Source organism: Ruegeria sp. CDSA033, from assembly GCF_059612305.1.
In genome coordinates this window covers 27,687-53,110 of record NZ_JBXWQI010000018.1, presented here as the reverse complement: position 1 = coordinate 53,110, position 25,424 = coordinate 27,687, and the positions used below count along the sequence as shown (strand labels likewise).

The following is a 25,424-nucleotide window of genomic DNA, read 5'->3' as shown; positions in this document are numbered from 1 at the left end:
TGCTAGCCTGCAAGGCCGCGGCATTGGATGTCATCGTCATATCGGATCTGAACGGAAGCTACGGTTCGGTAAAATACGATGCCCGCGTCGACAAGGCGATTGAGCGGATAGTCGAGATTGATCCAGATCTGGTTATTTCGACCGGAGATATGGTTGCGGGACAGCGCATTCCCAACTTGTCCGACAAACAGGTCAGGGAAATGTGGAAAGCGTTTCATGAGGCGGTATCAGATCCTTTAACGGCTGCCGGAATTCCGTTTGCGGTCACGCCGGGAAACCATGACGCCTCCGCTTACCGAGGGTTCGAGCGTGAAAGAAAAATATACGCAGAGGAATGGACGCCGAGAAAGCCAGACGTCGACTTCCTGGTTTCAGATGACTACCCGTTCTTCTACGCATTTGAGATGCAGGGCATTACTTTTGCGTCTCTGGATGCAACGACACTAGGACCTCTATCCGGTGACCAGCAGGACCGCCTACAGGAACTGGGTGCAGACGGAGACCCGATTGTCACTTTCAGTCACCTCCCACTTTGGCCGTTCGCGATCCAGCGCGAACGCGAAATCATCGGTGACCCAACACTTGAAAAAATCTATTTGGAAAGCGGTGTGGTTCTGCATCTGTCAGGCCACCATCATGCCTTCTATCCGGGTTGGAAAGATGGTGTTACTTACGTCTCCCAAGCTTGTTTGGGAGGTGGCCCGCGACGGCTTATCGGATCAAAAGCCAGATCACCTCACAGCTTCACTCATGTTACGTTCCAGCCGAACGGAGAGTTTGGGATAGCAGTATATCGAGGACCTGACTTCGAAAGGTCGGTAAATTTCAAGTCGCTTCCGGAAGAGATCAGATCCCCGAATGCAGTGTTGAAACGTTTGGACCTTGTGAAATGACTAGAGGTTGAGTTTCAGCTCAACTTTATCAGGGACCAGATCGTTTATCATCTCTTCTATCCGGGCTTCTGAAAGCCCTCCCGAGGTGATGAAAAGCAATGAGACGCGAGACTTTCCGGGGACGTGGTGTTTTCTGACCAGCTTCCAGCCAGCGTCTGCGGCCATGGCTTCAATGTCCCCGCTGACTTTCAATGAGTGCTCTTCGTTTGAAGCCTTGAGCGAAATTTCCACGCCCTTGTTTCGCCCACCGAGCCAAATGAAACACCAACATACAACCGCCACCAGTGTGGCCATCAAGGGTAAGCCCAGCCCTACCGCCAGCCCAAGCACGGTGACTATAATCATTTCCACCGTGTCGACCGGGTCATCCATATTTGATCGGAACCTTAACAGAGCTCCTATTCCAAAAATCACGAACCCGATCATCGATCCGTGCTGTACGACCAGAAACCCAACCGCCATGCCGACAAGCGCATAAAGGAAGAACAGTCGCGGCATGACGATATCGCTGACACTTCTACGGGCTTTACGTCTCACCGGATGATAGACGATCAAGCCAGCCAGAATGATCGTGACGATCACATCGAGAGTAAAGAAATACAGTTCCTGTTTGCCACGAAACTGCGTCCACTGGCGTTCGATGAGAATTTCCGATTCCGAAGCCCCGGCCAGCATCGTCGCAGGGTCGACTTGTGACACCGCAGCACCTGGCAACAGCAGCATCAACAACACGGTCACAAATGTGAGGGTCGTATTCAACTTGTCTTCCTTCCTGCTCACGCCAAAGGCTTACGCTTAACCAAAGGCACATCATGCCCTATTCAATTCAATCGCAACAGGCGGGATCAGGTAAAGAGATCACAGTGCATTCTTCGGACAACGTATCCGGACTGTGATACGAACGCTGATACAGGGATGTGGTCCAAGCGCGAGAGAATCCAATGACAGAAAACAGAGTGTTTTCGTCAAAAGCTGAAATTTCACGGTGTTTCTGCAAACTTAGACGACTCGCTTTTGCGGCCAGTTTGGTTGCGGCAGCCTTCTTGTCTTGGACCGATTTTGCCTGCGCCGAAAGTGCTGGTTTGGTTCTGGTCGATAAATTCAAGGTGGCAGACAAATCAGAGGGATTTTCAGAGCCTTCCGGCTTGGCAATGTCTAACGCTGAAGGCTTCTTGTGGTCTGTAAGTGATGCCGAACCTAAACTGCACCTACTCGGAGTCGACGGGGTATTGGGAAACTCTTTCAAGTTGCCAGCATTGGCAGGATCAGATTTGGAGGGTGTTGCACCTCGAAAGGATGGGTCTGTTTTGGTGCTTCAAGAAACTGACCGATCAATCCTAGTCGTTCACCCAACTGACCCCATTCAACTGACGACAATACCTCTCGCATCTCTTAAAGGTTACCCGACCGCCGCTGAATTACTCGTCGGCAACCCTTTGAATAAGGGACCCGAAGGTATCGCCGTTGACCCGGAATCCGGGCGGGTCTTCGTTGGCATTGAGGGACAACCAAGGTTGTTAATGGTGTTATCGCCAGAGCTAGACGAAATTATTGAGATCATTCCTTTAGCCCGCGATGCAGGTTTTATCTCCGAGCGTGTAGATGATGATGAACTGGATTTGAGCGGCCTGGCATGGTCCCGGTCCTCGCGTTCTCTTTGGATTGTGAGTGACAAAGGCCGTCAGATCTTCATCTACAATCCAGAATCCAAGTCCGTAAAGTCTATCAGTTTGACGTTCACAGAAGATGGAAAACAAAAAGAAGTTAAACATCCCGAAGGGATCGCTCTCGATGAGATCAGAGGGCTTCTCTATATCCTGACAGATGATGCCAAGAAATCGCGGCTTTATGTTTTTGAGCAACCGGAGTTGTGAGGACTGTCCTACTAGTTCTCTACTCTGCGTGGTTGAAAAGCGGGGTTGTGTAAATGAGTGCCGTCTTATGTGCAGCATATTAAGTAAATCTGCGCTCTGTTCGATATGTTTCTAAAAAACATCACCCATCAATATATTCGAATAGCGTCAGGTTCACACATGCGAACCATGTAATAACGTTGGGCTTCAACATGCTCAGTCACCTTAAGGTTATCGATAATGCCCGTATCCAATTCGGTTGTAATTGCGATCATTTGCACATTAGTGGCCTTTGTTGCAGTTCCAAAATACAGCATTGCCCAAACCTGGGACATCGCATCACAGCACTCTGTCAGCGGCGTAACGGTATATGATACGGATGAGCTGTTAACGTTTGCCGGTCAGTTGGCTTTTGATCGGTCAGGGCGCATCACAGCAGTGGATGTCGCATCAACGATCACGCAGATCTACCGAGAAGACGGTTACTTCTTGGCTGAGGCCTGGCCCGGCCCCGATGGGCAGAGCATAATTGTTGATGAAGGGCGCATTCAAACCATCGAAATTGAAGGTGTAGATACGCGCACGTTCCAAACCCTAGAGAAGATTTTTCAGCCCCTCACCACCTCCTATCCCATAACGCTGAAACGATTTGAGCGGGCGGTTATGCTAGCCGAGGACATACCTGACTTGGAGTTGTCGACCGAACTTGATTACCCGGATCAGGCTGGTGCTCGGCTGAGAGTATTGGGAGAGCCACTGCGAAAACAAGCCGGTAGTGCGACACTCGACAACCCTCCGCGTGAGCTTGGAGAAGCGCTCAGCTTCTATGTCGTGCAAGAGTTTTATTCAACGCTGACCGTCGGGGATTTGCTGCGATTTGAGGGATCAGGCAATTACAATTGGGACAAAGACGATGAGCACTCTTTATGGGGCGCTCTTACCTATCGCACGCCGCTGAACAGCAATGGTCTGTACGGTGAGATCTTCTACGGGAACATAAACGCAAAACGTGACCTCTCAGGGGACTTTGCGAGAACAGATATTGACGGCGAGAACTTCACAGTCGCGATGGGTTACCCCGTGATCCGCGATGTGGCCCGTTATGGATATCTTCTGCTGGACTATCGCCTTTCAAAAGCGGATTCAGTCAGTGGTGGCGTTCCACTATCCAGTGACGCGAGTGTCGTTGGCCTTACATATCTTTACGGGCAAAACTATCCAAAGGGACAAGCTCTGGAAGCGGGGCTAACCTTATCTTTTGGTGACAATGACAACGACACGACAGACGCGAATTTTGACGACGGGGACTCTTCGTTCTGGCATCTACGAGGCGGCATCGGATACGAAAGCCCACTAACGGGCTTGTCGCCCAACACAGCTTGGCGCACCGAGATTTGGGGGCAGTACACAACAGACCGGCTGCCCTCTGTCGAAGAGTACTTCCTTGGTGATCGCTATGCTTTGCGCGGATATCGTTTTGACGAAGTGGATGGTGATTCCGGGATTTCCGCGATTTTCGAAGTGTCTCATTCCTACTTCCCCAGTTCCCAGAGCATACATCGCTTAACACCCTTTGCCTTTTTCGACGTGGGTTACATCTCGAACAATGACCCTGCGAGTTTTGAAGTTGACAATGCTACACTGGCATCGACAGGTCTTGGGTTGGACATTGAGTTTAAGCAAAATCTATTCCTGTCCGGATATGTCGGTGTCCCTTTGAGAGACGGTCCGTTGACCGACTCAGGCGATCCTGGCGCGTATCTTGCTCTGACAACAAGTTGGTGAGGATGTTATGAAACTGAACCGAATTGCTGTACTTACCGCAACTTGTCTAATTGCAGAACTGGCCGCTACTCAGGTCTTTGCCCGCGGAAATCACTACGGGTGGTGCCGAGGCGTAGGGAACCCACACCAGTCGAGCCAAGGGTGCGGGCAGGCTGGTGGGCAAGGGGCAGGTAATCAAGTTACTGGCCCAACTCAGCCGGTGGCAAATCAGTTACCGCCTAAGGGAACGCAGCAAACGCCCACGTCCGTTACTGTTCCAGTCCTTACGCCGGGCGCGGTCCCGAACGCAATTCCCGGTCAGGTTCCTATTGCGACACCAATAGCGGTTCCTGGTCAGGTTCCCACGCCGGTAGTAGCGCCAACTCTAGCTCCGCCTTTGGCACCAAACGCGACACCAAACCGGGTTCCGACAGCCGTTCCCAATCAGGTTCCACCATTGGCTACCGGTCCTACCGCGGTGCCGCCGCAAGTTCCGACTGCAACTCCCAATCAAGTTCCGGTCGCTACCCCTGGCCAGGTTCCGCCTCAACCCACCGGCCCAACAGCGGTGCCGCCACTTGTGCCCACCGCAACACCAAACCAAATACCAGTCGCAGTTCCTGGTCAGGTCCCACCTCAGCCCACCGGTCAAACTGCTGTGCCACCGCTCGTCCCGACTGCAACACCAAACCAGATTCCGGTTGCAGTGCCCGGCCGTGTTCCGCAACCCAGCGGTACTACGGCGACGCCACCGCTTGTACCAACCGCAACCCCCAATCAGGTTCCCACGGCGGTTCCTGGCCAGGTTCCACAGTTGACACCAAAACCGACGGCAACTCACGTGGCAGTCCCAGGACATCCGAAACCACAAGGCGTCGTGACAATCATGCGCCCTAAGCCGAGGCCGACGACCGGTACTGTCCAGCGACCTGGAACAACTCAAGTGACCCACCATATAACCCACCAAAGCAATGCGAAGAAACACGATCACGTCGCAGCAACACCTGGGCGGCATGATCCGCACGACCTACCGAGATTCCGCAACGCGGCGGCCAAGGAAGACTGGGAATGCGTTGCCAGCGGATTTGGGCAACGTCGGTATGATGCCGGGCGCGGCGTGTTGCTGAACAGCGGGGCACTACGACACCTTGGAAATGTGGATGCGATGGCTCGTGATGTACCAGCACGGCACCCGAAGCATTCCGGATGCATTATCTCGGTCAAACGAAAGCGGCAGTAGCGCCAGGCACATCTTGAAGCCTTAGAGGAATTCTTCCGAGTGGGAAGCTGGTTTCCAACCAAGGTTAAGTTGAAGAATAGACATCAACCGAAGGTTGTCATCTCTCAGAAGGTTAATGAGGCATATCCACACTTTCATTGCAAGCCTTTGAGTTTCCGACGATGGCCCTTCAAAACCTCGCTTGCATCGCAATCCAGCCGTCGGAGCGTATAATGCGAATATGACAAGAGATATTGAATCTAACGCTCAGACAATTGCTGATGCCCTGACCTCTGCCCAGCAGATACCTAAACTGTCTTCAGAGGCAGGACAGCTATCGCTGGATGACGCTTATTCGATTGCTAGTCGTGTCCGCGAGATTCTGGACAAAGAAAGAGTTGGCAGAAAAGTCGGCTTCACGAACCGCACGATTTGGCCTGTTTACGGTGTGGATCAACCCATTTGGGGAGAGGTCCACGCAGATGGGCTGTTTTCGACTGATCAGCCGGTAAACTTGGCAAGGTATTCAGAACCGAGGATTGAACCAGAAATCGTACTCGGCCTTAGACATACACCGACGGCTGAAATGAACGATGAGCAGTTGGCAGGTTGCGTGGAGTGGGTCGCTCCAGGATTTGAAATCGTCCAATCGATTTATCCCAACTGGAAATTCTCGGTCGAAGACTCAATCGCAGCACAAGGATTGCACGGCTGCCTTGTTCTTGGCGACAAAATCGAGGCGACGCATGATATCTTGACCGGCTTGGCCGAAGTGCCACTAGCGTTGTTCAAGGGCACCGAGGCTATCGAGGCCGGCAAGGGTGAAAACGCGCTCGGCGGCCCAATTAAAGTCCTGGCTCATCTTGTGTCTCTGCTTTTCAAAGACGACCAGCTTCAGGGAGGCGAGCTAGTCACAACTGGCACATTGACAGACGCATGGCCAGTGTCTCCAGGTGAAGAATGGTCAGCTGGTTTTGGTGGCGTGATGGACGCCGAGCTATCGGTACGATTTACATGAGGCTTTGGTAGAGTGGTAACGCCGACTGCACCAAAGAAAAGTTACTCTCAATAGCTGACCATGATGGTCTTCCACTGGTTTCACCAATTCTGGAATGCAAATTACACGATGCTATCCAAATCAGACTACATGTTGTTTCTCAGGCACCCTGCCTGGCTCTGGATCAAGAAGCATGCCAGGCATCTGTTGCCGCCAATTGACCCTTCGTTGCAAGCACGCTTTGACGAGGGGCACGCCTTTGAACCATATGCAGAGGAGCTTTTTGGTGATCTCGTTCGCCTCGGTTTTTCAGATTTTTCAGAATACCAGGCTCTGCCCGCGCGTACTTTGGAGGCTTGGAGAAACGGTGCAAACGCAGTGGCGCAGGGACGCTATGAAGATGGAACCATAACTTGCATCTCCGACATCGTGAGCCGCAGTGATGATGGGTACGTTCTGACAGAGATCAAGAGCGGGACTTCTGCAAAACCCGAGCACACTTTTGATCTCGCATTCCAGCGTGTCGTGCTTGAGGCGGCCGGGTTCCCCATTACGCGCTGCGAAGTTGCACATGTGAACCGTGATTACGTCAGAAACGGCGAAATCAATCCGCAAGAGCTTGTCGGCATCACTGACATCACGGATGCGGTGACTGAGCAGCTCGAAAAAACACGCACGCTTATCGATCAGGCATTGAGCGTCGTTGCCAGCGGTACGATGCCTGATCCGTCCCCCGAACGTGCGCGCCTTAAATCCTATGGTGAATGGCTGGAGATCCGCGAAAAATTCGACCCACCTCTCGCGCATGACAGTATCCACCGCCTTCCGTTCATGAATGCGGAAAAAGCCTCGGAACTCATCGCAAATGGGATCACAAAGATTGACGAGATCAGTGATCCATCTGTGTTGGGCAAGTCGACACAGCGCTACTTGAGAACAGTGGCGAACGGTGAACGCACAATCGATCATCAGGAGTTAAGCAGGTTTCTGAGCGAGATTGTCTATCCGGTTCACTATTTTGACTACGAGACATCTCAGAGTTTGCTGCCACCCTGGGACGGAACGCGTCCCTATCAGCAAGTGGCTTTCCAGTATTCCTTGCATATCCAGCATGAGCCTGGCGGAGAAATTGAGCACAGGGAGTATCTCCACCGAGACGCCAGTAACCCAATGCCAGCCTTGCTGAAAAGGCTTCGTGAGGACATAGGAAACGTTGGCTCTGTAGTGGTTTGGTATGCTCCGTTCGAGAAATCGCGCAATACGGAAATGGCGGAAACTTATCCAGAGCATGCAGAGTTCCTGAAAGGCGTAAACGCCCGCGTTGTAGATCTTATGAAGCCGTTTGCGGATGAAGTGATCAACGATCCCGCGTTCAAGGGAAGCGCCTCTATCAAGGCCGTTCTTCCAGCGTTTTTGCCAGAACTTTCATACGATGATCTGGACATCAAAGAGGGGGCGAGCGCGTCTCGCCTTTGGAAGGACGTAACACTGACGGAACCGGATGATCCAGCGCGCGAGAAGGTATATGCTGATCTTGTGGCGTATTGCACGCGCGACACCTGGGCGATGGTCGCAATTCATCGGGAATTGCTGGCGATGTGAGGCGTGCTGCGTAGCAAAAGACGTTTTGCGACTTTGCTCTGCTGGGTATCTGTGTGGTTTGTCGGCGTTAGAGCAGCCGCAATACTCAATCTTGCCACTCCAGCCGATATAAGACGTGGTGACCGCGTAGACCTTTCAGGAGTCTCGGCTCTATTTCAGAAAATGAGAAATCGGTTCGTCCTCCGACCATGGCGCGAGTCGCATCTGACACGAGTATCTCGCCTGCCGCACCAACGGTCGTTATCCGTGACGCTTTGTTGACCACAGTACCGAAGAAATCTCCACGAGATTGAACGACATCACCAGTGTGAATCCCAATCCGAACACCGAAAGATGGCTCCACGGATGCCGATGCAATAGCCCCCTGAATCTTGATAGCTGCTGTTAGTGCTTCTTTCGCGGACGGAAAGACGGACAACGTTCCGTCTCCAAGAGACTTCACGAACTGGCCATGATACTTTTCAATGATCGCCGCCAAGACTTGGAAGTGGTTTTCGATCAGCATCGACCAATGCTGATCGCCCAAAGCCTCCGCCAACGTTGTACTGCCCTCAACATCAGTGAAAAGTACCGAAGCCAAACCTTCGGTTTGGATCAGCTCGGGTCCATCTTCGCGCGCAGCATCAACCAGCTTTTGGATGGCCAGCTGCTCTTTACCCACGAGTTCAATATTTGGAGTTGGCACTGAGGCGTGGCGATTGATGATCTTCCATGCCGCTCCCTCCAGGACAAAAATCAGGACGGTGCGGTAGAAGACGGGTTCATCAAAGCCGACAAACTGAATCTTGTGGACGAAGGATGACCATCCCGTTTCTCCGTTTTCGAAGGCCTCAGCTTCAACTTCTTCGAAAACGACGGGTGCCGGGATCTCCGCAAAAAAGCCGCTAACCCCATCGCGAACTGCTTGCCCGCTCCAAAACTCACCTTCGCCTGTCCCAACGAACCTTAGTTCATCTGCTTTCGACAGAAAATCCTGCAACTCGTCAGTATTCTTCATGCTTCTGAGTATTTCATACCAACGCCTCGAAACTGCCAGCAGTTCAGGTGAGGAACGTATCATCACAAATTACTCGAGACGCTAAATGGAATGAGACTTACAAAGTCTTGCAACCGGGATCTCCATTTTCGAAAGATGCAGGTCAATGCTGCCGCTGAGGTTTGTTCAGATCAAGACTTTTGTATTTCTCCAGAACGGAGCGCATCAGACGCATATCAAAAGACGCGCGTCGGTTCAGAGCGAACTATCGACAGAGTTTCTGAGTTCGATTCCGGATCACAGGGTATCGAATCGCTTCGCTGTCTGAGAGCTACTCGACGCTGTACTGACCCGCAAAATAAGATGCATCAGTGTATCGGGCACACGCTAAGCTAGAAGGTTCCCAGAACTACGCGGTGAATTTCTAAGTGCAGCACGCTCTGTCTTGACATGGTTATGCGAACTGGTTCAGCTTTCGGTCATGACGTTAACACGCATCCACTGCCATCGAATATCGGCCTGAGGTCGATAACCCACGCAAAATCCGTGGGAGGCAGCATTGGTATGCGGGCGAGGCTTATATCCTTGTAATTGCTCCAGATTAGAGTGCACGAGTCGGTTCGATTCCGACGCCTCCTACCATCCTCAGGAGGTGTCCGACATGGCGGACGAAGTTACGAACGCAATTGATTTCAAAGACATCAAGCAATCGGTCGAGGAGAGCCTCGGACGCACACCCGAAGGCTGGTCCGGCTTGCCAGATCTCGAGAGGGGTCTTCCATCTCAACAAGACCAAGTTCTGGAGAATGTGATTGATGGATGATGTCGAAAAGAGCTGGAAGGAATTCCGAGAAAAGGTTCGAGGTGTGATCGAGGACCATGGAGCTCCAGATGACCTCCGCTCATTTGACGCCTGGTACGCCGAAGAGATGCGTTTGGTGATGGCGCACAACTACCCAGCTCCGCGCGTCTCTGACGTCACATGGTCGACCGAGGGTCTGCATGTCGAGTGTGATGACCGCGAAGTGGTCGACCGTATGATGACTGCTATGGCGGAGGTTTCACACGATCTCGAAGAGGCGCACGCCCGGAGGTCAGTGATGAGCAGTGTTGTCGACTGGAACGATATTCATGGAAGCGTCTTCAAGCAGCTTGGTGAGCATCGTGCCGGGTGGGCGAAGCAGCTTACGCTTGCACTTAAGAAAGTGAAGAGGTTGATCGACGAGCAGCCCGACCTGTTTGGTGATGAACGCCCGTCTATCGTTCAGATCAAGCAGAAATGGGGAGGCTTGCGCGTCTATGAGGGCCCGGGCTGCAACCAGGCTACGAGTGAAGAGATTCAATGGGATGTCGATCAGATTGAGCAAACCTGTGAAGGTTGTTCTAATTCTGCCCAACGCCAGAGCATCCTTGGGTTTGTGACGACGCTTTGCAGCTGGTGCTACAATGATGCTCTGCGGCGGCGATTTGAGGGCGCCGAAGAATCCTGGCCCGACAGCCTGAGGCTGGACATTGTGGAAAACTATCCAGACCTCGTTTCTCCGGATTGCGCATCTCTTGTTCCTGCTGTCGGAAAGGGCTGGCTCGTCATGATTTCGCAAGCACTCCACAAGCTTTCCTTCAGTCAGGATTTCAGGGCACTGGACCCTGGAACTATTCAGATCTCGGACATTAAGAAAGGCCAGGATGGCAAGATTTGTATCGGTTTCAGTCGATACCACGATCTCATTCAGGAGTACGCTGATTGGATGGAATTTCGATGCGGTGTGACGTGTGAAGAGTGCGGCCACGTAGGCGATATCGTTCGGACAACTGACAAATCACAAGTGCTCTGTTCTCACTGTTACTGTACTCGAGAGAAGTCTGATGGGTGATGGCGACGACGTTGAGCTGGATGAACAAACCTTGCGTTTGCTTAGGCTTAGGGAGGCTGAAATTGCGGCCGGTCGAGCAAAACTAACCAAGCCGATCTCAGCGGATGAGATCCGGGCGCGAAAGGTGCCTGATCCGAAGGGTAAGCCAGATGAGTGACGAGACTACAGAAGAGGAAATCCCAATTTTCGTAATCTGCGAGACTTTGGTGAACGGCCAACTTCGAGCGATTGAAGGAAAAGAAATCACTGTAAAACCAAACAAGATCTTAGTCTTGGCGATCAGTGTCGAGGATGTTGAGTGATGACAGATGATTTTTCAGAAGAAGAGATCTTCGGGCGCCCGTTACAGGATGTTCCTCTGGATGCCTTGATCGCAGAGTTGCAAGCTCGTCGCAGAGAGGGTCCGGAGGTCTGGCTTGCATTGCGCAAAATGATTTTCGAGCAAATCGCCGATTTTGCACAGCGTCCGGCCGATGCGCCCAAATGGCGGGATGAATGGGTCAAAGAGAACACCTGGGATCTAGTGACTGACGACGATGATGTCGAGATCACTGATGGTAGCGGCAACGTGTTCGACGACCTCGGGATCGAAGACCCAAGGAAGAAGGCTTAGTGATGGGGGCCGAGCATTTCAGCTTGATCTTATCCGCCGTGATCATTGTCGCGTTGGCGATCTACGTCAGACACATCGTCCACACTGCCGGAAAAGATCGCGAAGTCGATCCGGAGCGAGTGCAAAGGATCATGCGAGATCTGGACAACAGCCACCTGGGCCGAGTGATGAACCGGCGAAGGAAGGCGTAGCGGAATGTTGAAGGTGGTTGTCTATGTTGGTGATCAAGAGGTCGCCCGAGCTGTGGCTGAGAACGTTTCAGAACTCGCGGACGTGTCCGATTACAATATCCGGATGAACGAACGTGCTGCCGAGCGGTTTGGCATTCAAGAAAAAGGTCTCGGCGGCCGGATTAAAGGCCACCCTCGAAATCAGACGGCCTGGGCGCTCGTCCGCAAGATCGCAGACCTTTGGCTTGCAGGGACTGGTGTAGGTGAAGAAAGCGTTCAGGCAGAGCTGCTGCCGATGATCCGCAAGTCTACCCGCGAACTAGATGAGAGGGTCGAAAAGGAATCGAACCAGAGCGAAGATTGGAATGCTGTGATCAAGCAGATTTCTGATGACGAGCCTTATTCCCTGGGCTTCTACGCTGACAAATTTGAGTGGTGGACAGCAGACGAGATCGAAGCTCTTCGATGTGACGTGGTTGAGACAGCCACAGAGGAAGAACTAATGGCTGAGGTCGAACGCCGGCGAAGAGCTGGTCTACTGCCCAAGGAGGCCTCGAATGATGGCTTCTCAGATCTGGTTGACGATCTCTGGGGCAAACTCGATACAGACCCAGACCGCTAGTACAGCTTACCTGCCGCCATTACCCAAAGTTTAACATAAGAAGTCTAGGGCGACTGTCGTTGTAGTAGTGCGCGCTTCTTCTAAGCGCCTCTCCTGCTAGGAACCAAAGCGTCCCGGATAAGTATTTCCCCAACACTGCTCTGCGGAACCATGTACTACCAGTCTTTACGATAAGCATGGTTGATCGCAACCAGCCCAAACCGGACATTCGCAACAAGACTTTGCAATTTCCGAGATCAGGACAAAGCGGTCGATGACGAGAAGCCTAGAGTTTTTAAATTCCAGTATCGAAAATCGAAGGGCGCACGGCATCCTCTTACCTTCGAACAATATAGTTTTGGCGATGAACAACGTACACTGCTCAAATTGAATTCAAAAAACGCTCTATTTCCACTAGGGCTTTAGGCCAGGCAGGATCATACTCTGGCATCGTATTGTTTGCTGTCTCAAGGCCAATAAAGCGCGCCTTCTGGATGCCGGAGGCGAAAATCCTACCTTGTTCAACACTGTGCATCCTGTCTCGATTAGCGTGCATAACCAGAGCCGGACAGGTGATCCGCAGAAGTAGATCGGTTACGTCGACCCCTGCGACCAGTGGTCCAATCTTGAGCCAATCCTGATGGTCCATTGCCACTTTCATAAATTCTGCATAAGTGCGCTGGTCATGCGGACTTGCGGTTGGAGCAAATGATTGCGCCATCAAGTCTCTTGCAGAAGGGTATTCATCGTTCCAGCCTTCAAGGCTCATATCCATCATTGCTTGCCCAAGCGCGGCAATTCCGGGCTGTGAACGCACCGCGAGTCCTTGTGCAAATCCACCGAGTAGAACCAACCCCGAAACACGGTCAGGATTATTTGCGGCAAAAGCCGCGGCAATGGTTGCCCCAAAAGATATGCCAAACAGCGGAACTTTTTCGATCCCGGCTGCGTCCAGTACGGCCTCTACATCTTCGACGATCCGATTCAAAGACACATCCTGCACGCCCCTCTGGGACAAGCCATTGTTTCTACCATCAAACCGATAAAGGCAGTGATTTTCAGAAAGCAGCGGCAACCACCCGGCGATGGTGTTCATCGTCCAATCGTATTCCAGATGCCTAAGCCAGTTTGGTGTGACCAGTAACTTTCTACCACTTCCAGTGGATGTCCAGGCAAGCGTTGTACCGTCTTTTGATTTTGCAAAGCGGACGTCTTGAGAGCTAGCCAGCAGCTTGTTCTTTGCGCGTCTTTTGTCACCATCTAAATCAATAGAGTAGGCTTCCACTGGATTTGGAATTCCCTTCAACCGTATCGAGCTTTCTGGTCGCAAAGCAACCGCCAGCGAAGTTCCCGCAACTTCAGCAGCTGTCTTGCTGACGAGACAACTTCCAATATGCGCGCTGGACTGAAGGCGCGACGCAACATTCACGGCCTCTCCGAACAAGTCTGTGCCATTTGGCATTACGTCGCCAACGTGGAGACCTCCTCGAAGTGTTACGTCTTCATCTCTCATCTGATTGAAAATCTGGCTGGCAGCATTAATTGCGTCTGTGGCTGCAACAAACTCAACCAAAGCACCATCTCCCATCAGCTTGAATATTCGTCCTTTGTTTTCATGGACCAACGGTCTGATCACATCGTCCAAAATGCGTTGTAGAGTGTTCAGCGTGGTCTCAGCATCCTCTGACATGCGCTTGGTATAATCGACGACATCGAGGCTTAGGATCGCAGCAATTTTCCGCTTCATCAGTCGATGTGATCCTTTTAGCTAAACCAATTCCTCTGAACCAAAATTAACAGACGAATAGATTTTTGTGACCAAAACTTGTGCCTGGCCATTTTGCTAAGCCTGCAAGTTCCCAAACTTGCGCTGAAACACACAGCCGAGCAAAACGTCTTATTGGCTGGCGAAACCTAGAATTAAGGTGAATGATTAACGCATTTCACGTCGCTAACGAAGGTTCACTTCGAAATATCCAATCTAATGGTATCAGTCCGTAGTTCTTCTCATCTGTGACCGATGGCAGCCCGAAGCGGAACTTCGACTCCGAGCTTTGCAAAATCTAACAAGCGGACGGCAGCTACCATTAGTGTGAATGGCTTGAAGGTATCGAGCATTCGCCACGGCGACAATTTAAGAAAAAAATGACTGCGAGAAACAAGGTGGCTGAAACTGCTCTCTGACAGAAAACAGGCGTCCCCGCACACTTTCGCGCAATTCGAGCTTAGTCCAAGGTGTTTCCGGTGATGAAGGTGTACGAGCTTTCAACCAGTTCGATGACGACATCCAGCTCTTCGGGTGTGGTTGGAGTATAGATCATGACAAAGCCGCTCCACCCAGGACGTTGCTTGGCCCAAGGGTGAGCTACGGCCCAGCCAGCCTCAATTGCCCTTCGCGCCATTTCTGGGTCGAGCGAGGCGTGCAAGCTGCCATCAGGATGCATGTGCGCAAACTCAAACCCACCGACGATAGAGTTCGGTTGGGACAACAACATATCGGGATCAAGCTGAAAGCCAATCGCGCCAGGTAATGATATGCGTGTGGGGCCAAGTATGACCCCCGGGAATTGCGCAACTCGCTCCAGCAATAGCTGGGCCAAATCGGCATTAATTTCGACACCAATCTGAGTATGCGGTACGCCGCTTGTCGTTTCAGGACGGGGCGAGGTGCGCTCCGGCAAGGAGCGCTCTTGCGCGGACGCCATCGCGCACATCAATGTCACTACCGTCACAGCAACCGCCAATGTTCTCAGGTGTACATTCATCGTGTTGACCATCCGCCAAAATCAAAGATTGAGTGCTCAGCGCCGTATCGGTGCCCCTGCACGCATCATTCAGCTTTTAACGCTTCGATATTGATCAAGAGCTCTATCTCGTCGCTCACCGCAGGTGCAAAGGCCCCAAGTCCGAATTCAGACCGCACGATAGTCGCCGTGGCTGCCAGCCCCAAGGTCGGCGTGCCCTCCTTTTCGCCAAAAGGGTATGGCGCTGATTTGTTAAGCGTTGTTTCCAGAACAACAGGTTTGGTGACGCCATTCATGGTCAGGTCGCCAGAAATATTCGCGGAATTGTCCCCGGTCACTTCAATGCTGGTTGAGGCGAAAGCGACCACGTCACCGTCGCTCGCACTGAAGAAATCATCGGACATGAAGTGTTGCAAACGGGCATCCCAGCCCGTGATCATGGATTTTACAGGCATAGACACTGTGACAGATGACGCAGACGGATCATCTTCGTTGAACTCTATCTCGCCGTTAAAACCTGAGAACATTCCAAATGTTTCTGAGAACCCGATGTGGTCGTAGCTGAACAATACCTGGCTGTGTCCAGGATCCAGCTCGTAGGTGCCACTCTCGGACAATGCGGTTGTCGCACCCATCGATAAGAGTACCGCCAGCGGGGTTGCTGCCACTTTGAACATTGATACGCTCCCATTTTGACAAGACTTGTTTGCGGAATTGAGTATTGAGCTTTAGTTTTTAGCTGATCATACTTATAGAACAAAATGTTCTATAGAGCAACAAAGTGTTCTACAGGAGGGGCGATTGAAAGAAGATCCTAGGCTGATCGCCACACGACAGACTGCGATTGATGCGGCGCAAAGGATACTGAGGGATGAGGGCGTGTTGCACGTAACTCATGGCGCAGTTTCGAAGGCAACTGGCATTTCGCGCAGTACACTTTACAGGCACTGGCCAGATGCGCGCAGTCTGCGTGATGCAGCGTTCAGGCGCATCGCAACACCGCCGAACATACCACCCAAAACCGATGGCCCGCTGCGATCTGACCTGTGCTGGTTACTCGGCGTACTGATGGGAGCCTTGAATGACACACCATGGGGCCAAATCGCGCCTCAGGTGGTCGCTGCTGCGTCCACCGACGAAGAAGCGCGGTTGGTGATCACTGAATTCATGAAAGACAGGTTCGCAAGTGTTGAAGCAGTATTTGCAGCCGCAATAGACCGCGGTGAGATCGCCACGAATGTTCCGGTTGAACAGCTTATAGAACTAGCAGTCGCGGCACCTTATTTCCGCAAGCTCATACGTCACGAAGCACTGGACGAGGATTGGTTGGATCGACATGTTGATCTGCTTTGCAGTATCGCGAAAACCAATTCGGGACAGTGACCATCGCCTGACTTTGCAATCAAAGCGACCTGCAACAGGCGCGAGATTTCGGCAGAGCAGCAGATTAGATCAAAAGCATATCCAGCTAGTTCCCAATAGCGGTTGCTCCAAAAGGTCTCGGCAAAGACTCGCAATGATCGTTCTTCGAATTTTGCAAAGTCCGCGTTCTGCGCATTTCTGTAATTCGGGCAACGCGCGGCATCGGCCAAAGTGGGCTCGATGCGGCCATTCTCCGCGGCTTGCATGTTTGGCAGGTCCAGCCCAATCCGGACACTTAATCCAAGACTTTGCAATTCCGACTTGCGGACAAAACTGACCTTGGCGTCTACACCTTCGCTGACGCAGGATCCACCGCACTGGCAACAACAGCTCTTCCCTTCAACAGGGAAAATCGCCAAAGCGGCCGTTCCACAACGGGCTTTGGAGCTCCTTGATCGCTCTTTGACCAGACGGCGCTCTGGCATGGAAACAAAGGGGCTTGGCTCAGCGCATAACCAAAGCTAGCGAATAGGCGTCAGGATCATGAAATTGGGCTTCTTCGCGCAAGGAGGGCGAAGACAGGCAACATTGTTACGATCCAGACCACGCTATAAATTGCGGATGGTATGGCATATTCGCTTAACCCATTGGTGTTAGGTAACAGCAAAGTGGCAATTGCGATTCCCAAAGCTCCGTTTTGAACGCCGGTCTCAATTGAAATCGTCTTCGCCTCGATGTCTGTGCATCCGAGCATCCCTGAACTCATGATGCCAATAAACGTGAGTGACGCACCTACAACAAAAAGTGCGGGTCCAAGCCTAAGGTAGTTATCCGCGACCACCACCCAGTTTGAAATGATAGCGCCTCCGATGACCATCGCAAAAAGTAGCATGGAGACCTTGCTAAAGATTGGTTCGACCGCAGCTACAATTCGCGGCGCCAAGGATCGCGCGATCACCCCGGCTAGGATCGGTGAAACTGTTAAAAAAAACATTGCTAAAGCCGTCGAAGAAATGTCGATAGCGGGCGCCGTTGCCCCCATGAACATCTGCATCGAAAACCCCAGGATGAGCGGTACGGTAACGACACAAGTCAGACTGAAGACTGCTGTAAGAGTAACGGACAAAGCGACATCCCAATTCGAAAGCTTGGTCACGATGTTACTGATCGCCCCGCCCGGACAGGCCGCTAAAATCATGATGCCAACGGCTGCCTCAGCGGAAATCCCAAAGATAAAAGTCACCATCAAAGCGATGCAAGGCAGCAAAATGATCTGGTTGAGAGCGCCGACGCAAAAGGCCCGTGGACGTCGTCCGATGCGTTGAAAGTCAGCCGCTGTGAGTCCGAGGCCAAGGCAGAACATGATGACAACAACTGCGAGCGGCAGCAGCACAGATATGAAAATTTCGCCCATCTACCATGACCTCTATGGCTGCATGCTTCCGCACGCTTTCGGACGATACCGTTCAGAAAACCTGATGACGAGTGTTATCAGTTTGGCGCATTTATCCTCAAGCGCCCGAAGATCGAGGCTGTCTCTATTTATTATACCTATCACAGGGTTGGACGATCTGGCGTGAAAGAGCTTTCCAGTGCTAATCTCACTGTATGGCAAGTGTAACTTACGCATTCGCCCGCGCGATGGCCAACGCCGCCGGGATGACGCTAAACGACGATGGCGCCCTGATTTCGAATGGCGCTGTCGTGCTGCGTCTACCAGAAGCTCAAGACGGCCAATTGGCGGATGATGCGTATTTCGATCTGATCGATTGGATTCGTGCGCAACAAGCGGACGAGGCCGCGTTGGTTGAGGCCTATGCGAACGCGATTGCGACCGATGATCTCGGCGTCCTTGGCCTAGCCGTAAAGACAGCTCCGACCTTGCGGCAATCTTTGCAACGGATCGAGCGTTATTTTCGTCTCGTAACGGACACCGCAGTTTACAGACTTGATGAAACCGGCGATCCGGTCCTTTGGATTTTTGAGGGACAAACATCACATCGCGCTGCCTTGGAGCTGCGCAACGAATGCGCGCTTGCGGCCTTTGCGAGGAACATGCATCGGTTTGTGGGTGATGGGTTGTCGCTCGCATATGTCACGTTTCAGCATCCATGCAGACAAGAACCAGAGCGTTACGCCGAATATTTCGGGTGCCCGGTTCGATTTGGGAGCGCCCACAACGCCATTGCTATGCGCCCTGCTATGCTGGAAAGCGAAAATCGTCTTGGCGATCCGGGCTTGTCAGATTTCATGACGAAGCACCTGGATAAGGAGTTCAACTCTCGCGATGACGACACCTCACTGAGCCAAGCAATTGTCCACCGGCTTACACCGGCCCTGAGTAACGGAGCGCCGCAAGCAGCGCATGTCGCACAAGAGATGGGAATGAGCGAGCGCACGCTTTACCGCAGGTTGGCCGAGGAAGGGCTGACCTATCGCGACGTTCTTGGTCAGGCACAAGTTGCACTTGCTCGTGACCTGCTCCGTGACGGTAAGGCTTCCATAGCCGAGATCGCCTTTATGACTGGGTTTTCGGAACAGAGCACGTTCAGCCGCGCCTTCAAGCGCTGGGTTGGCCAGGCTCCGGCACGATTCAGGCAGCAAGCGACCTCCGACTAGGCACACACCTCAAGACCACATGGCAGGTTCGGCCAAAACCTTGGCAGGGCGGGCCGATACCTCAATCGATGTGGTGCATAACTTCTTCTTTGTCAGATCCACCTGGGGCGCTGCCGAGTAAAGCAAACCCATTTGCCCCTCTCAGACAAAGGAAATTTGCAATGAGCAATCATGACCACAAACATGGAGCAAGCTGCGCTTGCGACGTCACGCCCGAACGCGTTGATATGGCGCGCCGGCGACTCTTGCAACAAGCCGCCGGTGCGGCCGCGGCAGGTACAACAATAGTGGCTGGCGGGCAGGCCCTTGCCGCGACCGACGAAGCACGCGCCCACTATGCTGACCCGGAAAATCCAGGCCTTCCCCAAATCGACATGACCATCGAGCCGGGGCGTACTGCGCTTGTGGTGACCGACCCCCAGATTGATTTTTTGTCAGAGGACGGTGTGACGTGGGGCGTCGTTGGAGAAAGCGTGACCGAACAGGGCACGGTCGACAATATCGAACGGCTTTTCATTGCCGCCAAGGCTGCGGGGATGCCGGTCTTCATCTCGCCCCACTATTACTACCCACATGACCACAAATGGGAGTTCGAGGGCACTCTGGAAGCGACGATGCACAGCATCGGCATGTTTGACCGCCTGGGACCGCTCAATTTGGACAACTTCGAGGGCTCAGGTGCCGACTGGATGCCGCAATACAAGAAGTACATCGAGGATGGCGAAACCATCATTTGCTCGCCACACAAGGTTTACAGCCCTGCTCAGAATGACCTGAACCTGCAATTGCGTAAACGCAAGATCGACAAGGTGATCCTCGCGGGGATGTCGGCGAACCTGTGTACGCAGGCGCATCTCTACGAGCTGCTGGAGCTGGGCTACGAAGTCGCTGTCGTTCGCGATGCCACAGCCGGGGCCAAGGTGCCTGAAGGTGACGGGTATCTCGCCGCCATCATCAACTTCCGCATGGTCGCCAACGGCGTCTGGTGGACCGACGACGCGGTTGAGCGCATTGGCCAATCGGCCTGACCCAAATCGATCTTCAAATTTGATCCTAGCATCCTGAAAGGACATATCATGACACGCATCTTTACATTTCCCGCGCTTACAACAGCGTTGACTCTCGCCCTGGCGGCGGCGGCATTGGCTGACGATGAATACAACGTTTCGAACAGTCTTACCTTGACTGGGCAGCCCCTCGGCATGCATGGCGTCGATCCTGTATCGATGTTTGAAGCCGAAATACCCGAAATGGGCAACGCCACTTTTACATCGGCCCATGATGGAGTGGACTACTATTTTGCGTCGCAGGCAGCGAAAGCCACATTCGAGGCGGATCCGACGGCACATCTGCCTCAATTCGGCGGGTTCTGCGCCTTTGGCGTCTATGTAGGCAAGAAGCTTGATGGCGATGTTCGGTATGCCGATATCGTGGACGACAAGCTCTATCTCTTTGTGAATGAGGAAGTCTTCAAGAAGTACCTTGAGGACAAAGAGACCGTGATCCAAGGCGCCCATGCCAAGTGGGCAGACATCCACCACACGCCTGTCGGCAGCCTTTGATCGAGGAATTTGGTGGCTTTTGCCGGTCGGAGCCACCGCTGCCTCTCCCCTCCCCAAAAGGCCGGCATTTCTCCAAGACACCCTGTCCGCAATGACAATTCGCGTGTGTCGAAAACTCTTCCCAAAGGAAACCAGACATGACTGATTTTGAGACATATACAATCGCCTCAGCCCCTGATGCCGCGAAACCAATTCTGGAAGCATCGCTGAAAGGATATGGTTTTGTACCCAACCTTTATGCGGCCATGGCCGAAGCGCCCGCAATTTTGGAAGGCTATACGACACTTTCCAGCATCTTTGGAAAGACCAGCCTGTCAGAGACTGAGCGCCAGATCATCCTTATGACTAACAACCGGTTGAACGGGTGCAAGTACTGCATGGCCGCCCATACCACTCTTTCACAGATGGCCGGTGTCCCCGAAGACGTGATCGCAGCGTTACGCGATGGCAGCCCTATCGCCGACCCCAAATTGGAAGCACTGCGCAAATTCGCCATCGTGATCAACGAAAGCCGAGGCTGGCCCAGAGACGCACAGGTCGAAGCGTTTCTGACGGCTGGTTACACACGCCGATCTATGCTGGAAGTCATCCTCGGCACAGCGTTGAAAACCCTGTCGAACTATACGAACCATGTGGCGGAAACCGCGTTGGATGATGCCTTTGTGCCAAATGCATGGATCGCCTCGGTCGCGGCAGTGGCTGAATAGCGCGACGCCCGCCCATTTGTTAATCTTGCTTTTGGACCTGTGTTTGATTCCCGACAAGAAGGGGATCTGATTTTAGACGTCCGACAGCAAAGTCCGGATTCCTGCGCATCGCTGACCTTACGGCACGGAGAAGCACTTTGTGTTCTCGGCTCAACGCTAGAACTGATCTAGATTTCACGACTGACTGATGTCCGAAGGCAGCGGAGATTGGCTGACGAGAGCGAAAACGCAGCATAATCGCGACTTGTGTTAAATCTCGAAATCCCGGCTTTCTGCCACAAAACCGGTGCGCGTTTTCGACAGTTTCAGGAAAACGAATGTTTCTTCCGGTGATGTCTTGAAGGACGATGCCCGCAGTATCACTATTAGACTAAGTGTCCTAAAACCAAGTCTTGTTCATTGTTTTCACTCCCTGATTGGCTGCGTTCCAAGCCAAAGCAGCTCACCGAAGCAAATCAAAAGCCCGCAAGCGGGCTTGATGCCGAACCGGTTGCGAAGGTCGGCACCAATATCGACCGGCCGGTCATCAATCTTTATCGACCCCACATCACCTCTGGGGATTGTCTGATTGTCACCGGGTATCAGGACTTCTTGTCTTCGCTGTCGATTTTGATGAAGGAATTGCCCGAGCTGAGGGATCTGGAAAACGACAGTATCCTAGAAATCCAGGTTCTCGACGCTCAGGGCATTTTGCTGGATAAACTCGCGGCGTGGTTCCACCACGTCGCCCATCAGTTTGGTGAATAGGTCATCCGCTTCAACCATGTCGTCCACCCGCACCTGCAAAAGCGTACGTGCATCCGGGTCCAGCGTTGTTTCCCAGAGCTGATCCGGGTTCATCTCACCCAAACCTTTGTAGCGTTGCAGCGACAAGCCCTTTTCACCTTCTTCCAGAATGGCGCGCAACAGATCCAGCGGGCCGTGAATTGCCTGCGACCGGTCGCGACGGACCAGCGTTGCCGGGGTGTTGTAGATCTCTTGCAGGCTTTGGGTAAAGCTGCCGGTCTTGCGCGCCTCGCCCGAGCGCAGCATCGGACCGTCCAAGGTACGCACCTCTTCCACGCCGCGCAAAATACGGGCAAGACGAATTCCGTGATCCTGTGTGATCCGGCCCTGCCAACCGCGTTCGTATTCCAGCGCAATCAGGTCGAGACGCGCGGCGACTTTGTCTGCAACGCCTTGCAAATCCGCATCAACCGCGCCCGGCACAAAAGCACCTGCAACGGCGGCCTGTTCCAGGATGTGGCGTGGATAATGGGTTGGGAAGGCGTCCAAAACGCGCTTCAACTGACGCGCTTCGTCGACAATGCGCGTCAGATCCTGACCCAGGATCTCTTCGCCAGAACCGAGCTTCAGAACTGCCCCTTCGACACCTTGGTTGACCAGGTATTCATCCATCGCGGCCTGATCTTTCAGGTACACTTCGGACTTTCCGCGCGCCACTTTGTAAAGCGGCGGTTGGGCGATGTAGAGATAACCGCCCTCAATCAGCTCGGGCATTTGCCGGTAGAAAAACGTCAACAGCAATGTTCGGATATGCGCACCGTCGACGTCCGCATCGGTCATGATGACGATTTTATGATAGCGCAGTTTTTCGATATTGAACTCGTCTCGCCCGATCCCGGTGCCCAGCGCCATGACGAGGTTGCCGATTTCCTGAGATGACAACATCCGGTCAAACCGTGCACGTTCAACGTTCAGGATTTTACCCTTGAGAGGCAAAATTGCCTGAGTTTGCCGATCGCGGCCCGTTTGCGCTGATCCGCCTGCGGAATCACCCTCAACCAGGAAGACTTCAGTTTTGGTCGGGTCCTTTTCCGAACAATCCTTGAGCTTACCGGCCAGAAAATTCACATCCATTGCCGTTTTGCGGCGGGTCAGCTCGCGCGCCTTGCGGGCGGCTTCTCGCGCCAGAGCGGCCTCGATAATTTTGCCAACGATAATCTTGGCCACGTTCGGGTTTTCTTCAAACCATTCAGCCAGCTTTTCGTTCATCAGACCTTCGACCGCAGGGCGCACTTCTGATGACACCAGCTTGTCCTTGGTCTGGGACGAGAATTTAGGGTCGGGGACTTTGACCGACAGCACACAGGTCAGACCCTCACGCGCATCGTCGCCGGTAAAGCTGACCTTTTCCTTTTTCGCGATCCCGCTGGTCTGGGCGTAATTGTTGATCGTCCGGGTCAACGCACCGCGGAAACCGGCGATATGGGTTCCGCCATCGCGCTGTGGGATGTTGTTGGTGAAGGGCAGGACTGTCTCGTGATAGCTGTCGTTCCACCACATGGCGATTTCGACACCGATATCGTCGCGCTCACCCTTGATATAGATCGGTTCGGGCATCGCGGACGTCTTGGAGCGGTCCAGGTATTTGACAAATTCCTTGACGCCGCCTTCGTAAAACAGCTCGGTCTCCAACCGCTCTGCCGGGCGTTCATCAATCAGGATGATCCGCACGCCCGAGTTCAGGAAGGCCAGTTCGCGCAGACGCTTTTCCAGCGTCTCGAATGAATATTCCAGGTTTGAGAACGTATCCAACGACGCCAGAAACCGCACCTCGGTTCCGGTCCGGTCACCGCAGTCAGCGACAACTTTCAGATGCTCGACCGTCTCACCACCTTCGAACCGTGCAACGTGCTCCTTACCATTGCGCCAGACACGCAATTCCAGCCAGTTGGACAGTGCGTTCACCACCGAAACGCCCACGCCGTGCAGACCGCCGGACACCTTGTAGGAATTGCTGTCGAACTTGCCGCCAGCATGCAGCTGGGTCATGATCACTTCGGCTGCGGACACACCTTCTTCGGGGTGAATATCGACGGGAATTCCGCGACCATTATCGCTGACCGAGACGCTGGAATCCGCGTGGATTTTGACGGTTACATGGTCCGCGTGACCGGCCAGCGCTTCGTCAATCCCATTGTCAACGACCTCATACACCATATGGTGCAGACCCGAGCCATCGTCCGTATCCCCGATATACATGCCGGGGCGCTTTCGAACTGCCTCTAACCCTTTGAGAACTTTGATGGAATCTGCACCGTATTCCTGGGGTGCCTGTGCGTCTTCGGACATGCCGTCAGTACCTATATTATTTTGGTAACTTATACGTTTTCTGGGGGGGATTGTCACGCGCTACCCCAACATTTTGTGTCGGCCTCGCGTGATTTAGTTTCTTTCGGCAGCTGACTGCCGAATCCCTACAAACGGTCGATATCGTCCGCTATATCTGCCGCGATTTCATGGGCGTCGACATCACTGCGCTCGGCCGACAAACGCAGCCCCAAAAGGTCGGATTGATAACGCGTCGCCAGCCGGTTCGGATCGTGGCTTGGGGCAATATCCCCAGTCTCTTGTGCCTGACGGAACAGATCTGCAAAGCAGGCCTTCATCTCGGACATCAGAACACCCGCCCGACCGGCGAGCTCGTGATCCTTGGCCTGCAATTCAGCGTAGGTCTTGGCCAACATACAAGCCTTCGCGGGCGCTCCGCTTGCCTCAGTAACCAAACGCGGCTGCGCCTTTAAAGCCTCGAGCGGACCTACCCGGTCAGCCAATGCCCTCAGCCGCGCGGCACCCTCTTGCGCGTAGCGGTCCAACGCCAGCCCGTAAAGCGCGTCCTTGGACCCAAATGCCGCATAGAAACTGCCGGGTTTCAACTTCAACTCGCGCTCAAGGTCTTTCAGGGATGTGCCAGCCCAACCCTGACGCCAGAAAATATCCCTAGCCCGGGCAATCAGGTCATCACGGTCATATTCGGGTTTGCGAGGCATCACCTTCACCAATTCTTGAACGATTGCTCAAATATATACTTGAGTGATCACTCAAGAAAGACTATTTCTGCCTGATCGCGCCAGAAAAGGAGTCC

Annotated in this window: 25 protein-coding genes and 1 tRNA gene; 18 read left to right on the top strand and 8 right to left on the bottom strand. The window is 53.1% G+C overall.

Annotated features, from left to right (window positions below):
• Positions 1-23 precede the first annotated feature (23 nt).
• Entirely contained in the window at positions 24-893 is an 870-nt protein-coding gene (locus AC2FLA_RS18560; protein ID WP_496724244.1) for a metallophosphoesterase family protein, read from the top strand.
• Here the strand turns inward: AC2FLA_RS18560 and AC2FLA_RS18555 are convergent, their stop codons facing one another.
• On the bottom strand, positions 894-1,652 hold the full coding sequence (locus tag AC2FLA_RS18555; protein ID WP_142639636.1) for a DUF4956 domain-containing protein: 759 nt from the start codon (positions 1,650-1,652) through the stop codon (positions 894-896).
• Positions 1,653-1,834: 182 nt separating this feature from the next.
• On the opposite strand from AC2FLA_RS18555, the gene AC2FLA_RS18550 reads away from it, so the two are divergent.
• The 5 genes from AC2FLA_RS18550 to AC2FLA_RS18530 all read left to right on the top strand — a co-directional run bounded on the left by AC2FLA_RS18550 (position 1,835) and on the right by AC2FLA_RS18530 (position 8,328).
• Complete coding sequence (locus tag AC2FLA_RS18550) at positions 1,835-2,767, top strand: SdiA-regulated domain-containing protein (protein ID WP_496724242.1); 933 nt, start codon at positions 1,835-1,837, stop codon at positions 2,765-2,767.
• A 219-nt stretch (positions 2,768-2,986) separates the two neighbouring features.
• Positions 2,987-4,531 carry a ShlB/FhaC/HecB family hemolysin secretion/activation protein gene (locus AC2FLA_RS18545; protein ID WP_299637023.1) on the top strand — a complete coding sequence of 515 codons (1,545 nt, stop codon included), beginning with the start codon at positions 2,987-2,989 and terminating at the stop codon, positions 4,529-4,531.
• A 922-nt stretch (positions 4,532-5,453) separates the two neighbouring features.
• Positions 5,454-5,750, top strand: a complete 297-nt coding sequence (locus AC2FLA_RS18540; protein ID WP_282121536.1) for a hypothetical protein — start codon at positions 5,454-5,456, stop codon at positions 5,748-5,750.
• A 220-nt stretch (positions 5,751-5,970) separates the two neighbouring features.
• A complete protein-coding gene (locus AC2FLA_RS18535; RefSeq protein ID WP_271952844.1) occupies positions 5,971-6,747 on the top strand; it encodes a 2-keto-4-pentenoate hydratase in 777 nt (258 codons plus the stop codon).
• A gap of 60 nt (positions 6,748-6,807) precedes the next feature.
• Positions 6,808-8,328, top strand: a complete 1,521-nt coding sequence (locus tag AC2FLA_RS18530) for a DUF2779 domain-containing protein (protein ID WP_496724239.1) — start codon at positions 6,808-6,810, stop codon at positions 8,326-8,328.
• Between the two features lie 85 nt (positions 8,329-8,413).
• On the opposite strand, the gene AC2FLA_RS18525 is transcribed toward AC2FLA_RS18530, so the two are convergent.
• Complete coding sequence (locus AC2FLA_RS18525; protein WP_496724238.1) at positions 8,414-9,388, bottom strand: adenylate/guanylate cyclase domain-containing protein; 975 nt, start codon at positions 9,386-9,388, stop codon at positions 8,414-8,416.
• A gap of 464 nt (positions 9,389-9,852) precedes the next feature.
• Here AC2FLA_RS18525 and AC2FLA_RS18520 point away from each other — a divergent pair.
• The 7 genes from AC2FLA_RS18520 (at position 9,853) to AC2FLA_RS18490 (ending at position 12,583) form a co-directional block, all read left to right on the top strand.
• A tRNA-OTHER gene (locus AC2FLA_RS18520) sits at positions 9,853-9,946 on the top strand.
• A gap of 19 nt (positions 9,947-9,965) precedes the next feature.
• A complete protein-coding gene (locus AC2FLA_RS18515; RefSeq protein ID WP_282121533.1) occupies positions 9,966-10,127 on the top strand; it encodes a hypothetical protein in 162 nt (53 codons plus the stop codon).
• Positions 10,120-11,178, top strand: a complete 1,059-nt coding sequence (locus AC2FLA_RS18510) for a hypothetical protein (RefSeq protein ID WP_496724236.1) — start codon at positions 10,120-10,122, stop codon at positions 11,176-11,178. The genes AC2FLA_RS18515 and AC2FLA_RS18510 overlap by 8 nt, the downstream gene beginning before the upstream one ends.
• Positions 11,171-11,335 (top strand): hypothetical protein, encoded by a 165-nt coding sequence (locus AC2FLA_RS18505; RefSeq protein ID WP_282121531.1) that lies wholly within the window; start codon positions 11,171-11,173, stop codon positions 11,333-11,335. The genes AC2FLA_RS18510 and AC2FLA_RS18505 overlap by 8 nt, the downstream gene beginning before the upstream one ends.
• Positions 11,328-11,480, top strand: a complete 153-nt coding sequence (locus AC2FLA_RS18500; protein WP_282121530.1) for a hypothetical protein — start codon at positions 11,328-11,330, stop codon at positions 11,478-11,480. The genes AC2FLA_RS18505 and AC2FLA_RS18500 overlap by 8 nt, the downstream gene beginning before the upstream one ends.
• Positions 11,480-11,791, top strand: a complete 312-nt coding sequence (locus AC2FLA_RS18495) for a hypothetical protein (protein ID WP_496724233.1) — start codon at positions 11,480-11,482, stop codon at positions 11,789-11,791. The genes AC2FLA_RS18500 and AC2FLA_RS18495 overlap by 1 nt, the downstream gene beginning before the upstream one ends.
• A gap of 195 nt (positions 11,792-11,986) precedes the next feature.
• Positions 11,987-12,583: a hypothetical protein gene (locus tag AC2FLA_RS18490; RefSeq protein WP_496724231.1), complete on the top strand. Its 597-nt coding sequence runs from the start codon at positions 11,987-11,989 to the stop codon at positions 12,581-12,583.
• 361 nt (positions 12,584-12,944) lie between these two features.
• Here the strand turns inward: AC2FLA_RS18490 and AC2FLA_RS18485 are convergent, their stop codons facing one another.
• From AC2FLA_RS18485 to AC2FLA_RS18475, 3 genes are all read right to left on the bottom strand, one after another.
• On the bottom strand, positions 12,945-14,309 hold the full coding sequence (locus AC2FLA_RS18485) for an alpha/beta fold hydrolase (protein WP_170806685.1): 1,365 nt from the start codon (positions 14,307-14,309) through the stop codon (positions 12,945-12,947).
• A gap of 478 nt (positions 14,310-14,787) precedes the next feature.
• Positions 14,788-15,327 carry a luciferase domain-containing protein gene (locus AC2FLA_RS18480; protein ID WP_496724229.1) on the bottom strand — a complete coding sequence of 180 codons (540 nt, stop codon included), beginning with the start codon at positions 15,325-15,327 and terminating at the stop codon, positions 14,788-14,790.
• Positions 15,328-15,392: 65 nt separating this feature from the next.
• Positions 15,393-15,983, bottom strand: coding sequence for a YceI family protein (locus AC2FLA_RS18475; RefSeq protein WP_496724227.1), 591 nt, complete (start codon positions 15,981-15,983; stop codon positions 15,393-15,395).
• A gap of 124 nt (positions 15,984-16,107) precedes the next feature.
• On the opposite strand from AC2FLA_RS18475, the gene AC2FLA_RS18470 reads away from it, so the two are divergent.
• Positions 16,108-16,689, top strand: a complete 582-nt coding sequence (locus AC2FLA_RS18470) for a TetR/AcrR family transcriptional regulator (RefSeq protein WP_496724225.1) — start codon at positions 16,108-16,110, stop codon at positions 16,687-16,689.
• Between the two features lie 520 nt (positions 16,690-17,209).
• Here AC2FLA_RS18470 and AC2FLA_RS18465 read toward each other — a convergent pair.
• Complete coding sequence (locus tag AC2FLA_RS18465; RefSeq protein WP_299637015.1) at positions 17,210-18,082, bottom strand: bile acid:sodium symporter family protein; 873 nt, start codon at positions 18,080-18,082, stop codon at positions 17,210-17,212.
• 194 nt (positions 18,083-18,276) lie between these two features.
• On the opposite strand from AC2FLA_RS18465, the gene AC2FLA_RS18460 reads away from it, so the two are divergent.
• From AC2FLA_RS18460 to AC2FLA_RS18445, 4 genes are all read left to right on the top strand, one after another.
• Complete coding sequence (locus AC2FLA_RS18460) at positions 18,277-19,287, top strand: AraC family transcriptional regulator (RefSeq protein ID WP_299637014.1); 1,011 nt, start codon at positions 18,277-18,279, stop codon at positions 19,285-19,287.
• 161 nt (positions 19,288-19,448) lie between these two features.
• Positions 19,449-20,315 carry a cysteine hydrolase family protein gene (locus AC2FLA_RS18455; protein WP_299637013.1) on the top strand — a complete coding sequence of 289 codons (867 nt, stop codon included), beginning with the start codon at positions 19,449-19,451 and terminating at the stop codon, positions 20,313-20,315.
• 48 nt (positions 20,316-20,363) lie between these two features.
• The gene (locus tag AC2FLA_RS18450; RefSeq protein ID WP_496724222.1) at positions 20,364-20,849 is read left to right on the top strand and encodes a YHS domain-containing (seleno)protein; all 486 of its coding nucleotides are present in this window, start codon (positions 20,364-20,366) and stop codon (positions 20,847-20,849) included.
• 137 nt (positions 20,850-20,986) lie between these two features.
• Positions 20,987-21,556, top strand: coding sequence for a carboxymuconolactone decarboxylase family protein (locus tag AC2FLA_RS18445; protein ID WP_496724220.1), 570 nt, complete (start codon positions 20,987-20,989; stop codon positions 21,554-21,556).
• Positions 21,557-22,213: 657 nt separating this feature from the next.
• On the opposite strand, the gene gyrB is transcribed toward AC2FLA_RS18445, so the two are convergent.
• Together gyrB and AC2FLA_RS18435 are read right to left on the bottom strand one after the other, a co-directional pair.
• Positions 22,214-24,631 carry a DNA topoisomerase (ATP-hydrolyzing) subunit B gene (gene gyrB, locus AC2FLA_RS18440; RefSeq protein ID WP_496724219.1) on the bottom strand — a complete coding sequence of 806 codons (2,418 nt, stop codon included), beginning with the start codon at positions 24,629-24,631 and terminating at the stop codon, positions 22,214-22,216.
• Positions 24,632-24,756: 125 nt separating this feature from the next.
• Positions 24,757-25,329: a TetR/AcrR family transcriptional regulator gene (locus AC2FLA_RS18435; RefSeq protein WP_496724217.1), complete on the bottom strand. Its 573-nt coding sequence runs from the start codon at positions 25,327-25,329 to the stop codon at positions 24,757-24,759.
• Between the last annotated feature and the right edge of the window lie 95 nt (positions 25,330-25,424).